Origin of the sequence: Bacillus sp. JJ1122, from assembly GCF_036964885.1 — a bacterium.
Taxonomy (GTDB): Bacteria; Bacillota; Bacilli; order Bacillales; family Cytobacillaceae; genus Mesobacillus.
The window spans coordinates 1-4,569 of sequence record NZ_JBALQL010000009.1 but is presented as its reverse complement, the minus strand read 5'-3'; the positions used below and the strand labels follow the sequence as shown (position 1 = coordinate 4,569).

The 4,569-nt window shown below is 39.5% G+C and carries 4 protein-coding genes; all 4 read left to right on the top strand.

What is annotated here, in order from left to right:
- Positions 1-37: 37 nt before the first annotated feature.
- The 4 genes from V7201_RS06415 (at position 38) to V7201_RS06400 (ending at position 4,421) form a co-directional block, all read left to right on the top strand.
- The gene (locus V7201_RS06415) at positions 38-490 is read left to right on the top strand and encodes a tripartite tricarboxylate transporter TctB family protein (RefSeq protein WP_335375962.1); all 453 of its coding nucleotides are present in this window, start codon (positions 38-40) and stop codon (positions 488-490) included.
- 37 nt (positions 491-527) lie between these two features.
- Positions 528-2,054, top strand: coding sequence for a tripartite tricarboxylate transporter permease (locus V7201_RS06410; RefSeq protein ID WP_335375961.1), 1,527 nt, complete (start codon positions 528-530; stop codon positions 2,052-2,054).
- Positions 2,055-2,125: 71 nt separating this feature from the next.
- Positions 2,126-3,751: a sensor histidine kinase gene (locus tag V7201_RS06405; protein ID WP_335375960.1), complete on the top strand. Its 1,626-nt coding sequence runs from the start codon at positions 2,126-2,128 to the stop codon at positions 3,749-3,751.
- Positions 3,717-4,421: a response regulator gene (locus tag V7201_RS06400; protein ID WP_335375959.1), complete on the top strand. Its 705-nt coding sequence runs from the start codon at positions 3,717-3,719 to the stop codon at positions 4,419-4,421. The genes V7201_RS06405 and V7201_RS06400 overlap by 35 nt, the downstream gene beginning before the upstream one ends.
- Positions 4,422-4,569: the final 148 nt, after the last annotated feature.

Below are 4,569 nucleotides of genomic sequence, written 5' to 3'. Positions count from 1 at the left end.
CAAGGCGCTTCCGCTTTTCTTATGAAAGGAGATTGCAATGAGTATTCAATTTGATCGATTGGCTTCTGTTTTATTTTTAGTTACAGGTGTTCTTTTTATGATTGGAAGCAGGCAACTCGGAAGTTCGTCATATGGCAGTGCGGTAGGACCAGATATATTTCCTTTTTTCCTTGGTATTGTGCTTGTTTTCTTAAGCATCCGATTATTTTATGAATCATACATTTCAATAAATCAGCAGAGGTCTAAAGAAAATTTGCAGTATAAGCCGTTTTTAATCATTTTTGCTGCTACATTGGTTTATATTTTGACGCTGGAAACGATGGGATACGTCATCACAACCTTTTTATTTTTGTTTGTTTGTTTCCAGACAATGGAACGTTCAAAGTTGTTTACATCCCTTTTAATATCTGCCTGTTTTTCAGGACTCGTTTACTTTTTATATGTAGAAGTTTTAAAAGGTACACTGCCAGGCTGGCCAATTTGGATTTAAGATCAGATTGGAACCTTTTTCGTAAGGAGATTGAAACATGAGTACACTTGATTATTTAATTCAGGGATTTGGAACAGCACTCATTTGGTATAATATCATGTTTGCTTTTGTGGGAGTCTTGATTGGGACTGCGGTTGGTGTGCTCCCGGGTATTGGACCAATGAGCGGGGTAGCCCTTCTTATTCCTGTCACAGCTTCTATTACGAGCGGGCTTCCCCCTGAACAAGCTGCAACGAGCGCAATTATTCTGCTTGCTGGAGTCTATTACGGGGCAATGTATGGTGGATCCACAACGTCGATTCTATTAAATACACCTGGAGAATCATCTTCTGTTGTGACAACATTGGACGGCTACCAGATGGCGAAGAAAGGAAGAGCAGGGAGTGCATTATCTATAGCAGCAATCGGTTCTTTCGTGGCGGGAATTGTAACGATTATTGCCCTGATTGCTTTAGCCAAACCTTTATCGGCTGTTGCGCTCAAATTTGGCCCAGCGGAATATTTTTCCTTAACGCTTTTAGGTCTGGGGGCTGTCAGCGGGTTGGCTGGAAAATCGGTGACAAAAGCATTAATAATGACTGTTTTTGGACTGCTGCTTGGAACAATTGGAATTGATAGTGTATCTGGAATTGCAAGATTTACTTTTAATGTTCCATGGCTGTATCAGGGTATTGAGTTTTTAACAATTGCGGTAGGATTGTTCGCACTTGGAGAGGTATTTAAGACGATTTTAGAAAAAGAAGAGGAAGAAGCTGAAATCGCAAGGATCAATAATTTACTTCCTTCCAAAGATGAATTGAAAGAATCTGCTGGACCAATCGCGCGCGGTTCGATTTTAGGCTTTTTTGTGGGAATATTGCCCGGAGCAGGGGCAACCCTTGCATCCTTTTTTTCATATATTCTTGAAAAAAAAATCTCTAAAAACCCATCTAAATTTGGAACTGGAACAATTGCGGGAGTTGCGGCACCTGAATCAGCGAATAATGCAGCCTCAGGTGGGGCGATGATTCCGTTATTAACTCTAGGTATTCCAGGGTCAGGTACAACGGCTATTTTAATGGGAGCGCTGATGATGTATAACGTCCAGCCGGGACCTTTATTATTTGAAGACCATCCGCAGGTAGCCTGGGGACTTATTGCCAGTATGTTTATTGGAAACATCATGCTGCTGATTTTAAATCTTCCACTTGTTAAAGTGTTTGCAAAAATTATTCAAACGCCTAAGCAATTTTTGATTCCGATGATTATCGCCATTTCGATTTTTGGTGTATATGCCGTTCAAGTATCGACAAATGATCTTTTACTATTATTGGGTTGCGGAGTTTTAGGGTACTTCCTTAGCAAGAACGATTACCCGATTGCCCCGCTTGTTCTGGGATTGGTATTAGGGCCAATGGTAGAAAATAATCTGAGAAGAGCTTTAACTATCTCTAATGGAGATTTCAGTATTTTTATATCTCGCCCCATTTCACTTATATTTCTCATTATGACCGTCCTTTGGCTCCTTGTTCCTTTCATGATGAAAAGACGAGGCAAAGATGTGGTTATTAATATTGAGGGGTAAATTATTTAAATAGTAAAAAAACTCCTTTTTTCAAGGAGTTTTTTTACTATAATGAGATAAGAGGTGTTTGCGTGAGATTACATACAAAATTAATGCTATTAATTTTTATCCTGATGATTTCAATTGGGGCTATTTTTGAAGTCACTTTTAAGAATATCCTGGAGTCCAACCTTAAGAAGGAAATAGGTTCAAAAGCACTGTCAGTTGCCCAAACAATTGCCAATATGCCTGAGATTGAACAAGCTTTCCATACGAAAAATCCAGCATCGATTATTCAGCCGATTGCTGAGAGCATTAGAAAACAAGTAGGGGCAGAATTTATCGTGATCGGGAACCGAGATGAAATCCGATATTCCCATCCCAATCCCAGACGATTAGGGCAAAAAATGGTAGGGGGAGATAATGGCCGTGCCTTTAACGGAGAGTCTGTTATTTCAGAATCTACAGGCACTCTTGGTCCTTCGCTTAGGGGAAAAGCCCCGATCTTTAGCCATGGAGAAGTGATCGGCGTGGTGTCTGTCGGATATCTTCAAACAGATATAGAAAAGGAAATTTCAAAGATACAGAAGAAAATCTTTGCTGCAACATTCCTTATTTTAATAGGAGGCTTGCTTGTAGCATGGATCATTTCTTTAAATATTAAAAAAGCATTGTTTGGTCTTGAACCAAAAGAAATTGCATGGATGTATCAGGAGAAACATGCAATATTAGAGTCCATTCATGAAGGGATTATTGCAATCGATACCGATGGCCGGATTACGGTAGTGAATGAAACAGCACATGAAATTTTACGGGTCCCAAATGAAGTCTTGCTCCGTGGAAAAAGAATTGAGGAAGTATTAGAAAATACGAATCTTCTTGAAGTAGTCGGTACCGGACAGGCGGAATATGACAAGGAAATCATGATTAATGGTGATGTCTTTTTAGCAAACCGCATTCCTATTTTTAATAAAAAAGGGAATGTAATTGGTGCTGTAGCCAGCTTGCGGAATAAGTCAGAGCTTGCTCATTTGCTGCAGGAATTATCCCATATAAAATCCTATGCAGAAGGATTGCGAGCGCAAACTCATGAGTATTCAAACCGACTCTATACTCTTCTGGGGTTAATTCAGCTTGGTTCCTATAAAGAAGCAATTGATTTTATCTCAAAAGAAGTAGATGTTGCCCAAGGATTTATACAATTTTTAATGAAGGAAATTCCGGACCCGATTATTGCCGGATTTATACTAGGCAAGGTTAGTTTGGCAAGCGAATTAAAAGTTGATTTCACAATAGACAGGGAGAGCAGCTTTAAAGATCTACCCGATGAGATTAACAGAGATGCTTTAGTTACTATTATTGGGAACCTGATCAACAATGCTTTTGAAGCCGTTAGAGAGAATGGAAAAGAAGATAAAAGGGTCTTGCTGTTTTTGACCGATCTCGGAAAAGAGCTGATTATCGAAGTAGAAGATAATGGACGAGGCATTGATCGTAAAAGCAGTGATCATATCTTTAAAGAAGGTTTTACAACGAAGAACAAGAGCAGTAATGCAGGAATTGGACTCAGTTTAGTTCAAAAAGCCATTAATCAGCTGGGTGGATATATCACGTATTCTTCAAATGCGGGAGAAGGTACAGTTTTCACAGTGGCGATACCAAAAAAGCAGGGAGAAGTGGACGATGGGGAAACGGGATATCGAAGTGTTAATTGTTGAGGATGACTTAAGGATTGCTGAAATACAAAAACGGTTTATCGAACAGATTGAAGGATTTCAAACTGTGGGAATCGCTGCAGGGTATGTTGAAGCTAAAACCTTAATTGATATCTTAAAGCCGGATTTGCTCTTACTGGACGTTTATTTTCCCGATATGAACGGATTGGAATTATTAAAAGAAATCAAACTGCATACTAAACAGATGGATGTTATTATGATTACAGCTACAAAGGAAATTGATAAAGTGCAAGAGGCCATAAGTATCGGGGTATTTGATTATATTATTAAACCATTAGTTTTTGAACGATTTAAACAATCTTTGCTTCGATATCAGGAATTCTACGAAAAATTAGAGCAGCTAGGTGAAGGAAATAACGTTGTTACACAGCAGCAGGTAGACAAATTGTTACGAAAAGAATTGAACGACATGAAAAATGAAAAGTCATACCTTCCGAAAGGGATTGATCCGTTAACGCTTGAAAAGGTGATGGAGGTCATTGGAAAGGGTGGAGAGGGGCTGACTGCAGAAAGTGTCGCAAAAGTAATCGGTGTAAGCAGAACAACTGCAAGGCGTTATTTGGAACATCTGGTGTCTATAGAAAAAATAGAAGCTGATTTGACATACGGAACAGTTGGGCGTCCGGAACGAGTTTATATGAGTATAGGATAAAACAGGAATCAAAAAAAGTATAAAATTCACTTCGAGAAATGTCCAGCTCCAGCGCCTAGCCCCTCGAGTCGCTTGTCTAGCTGCGGCTCCTAACTCCTCGAGACGCTTCGGTCCTGCCAATGAAGTCAAAGAACGACTTCACTGTCAG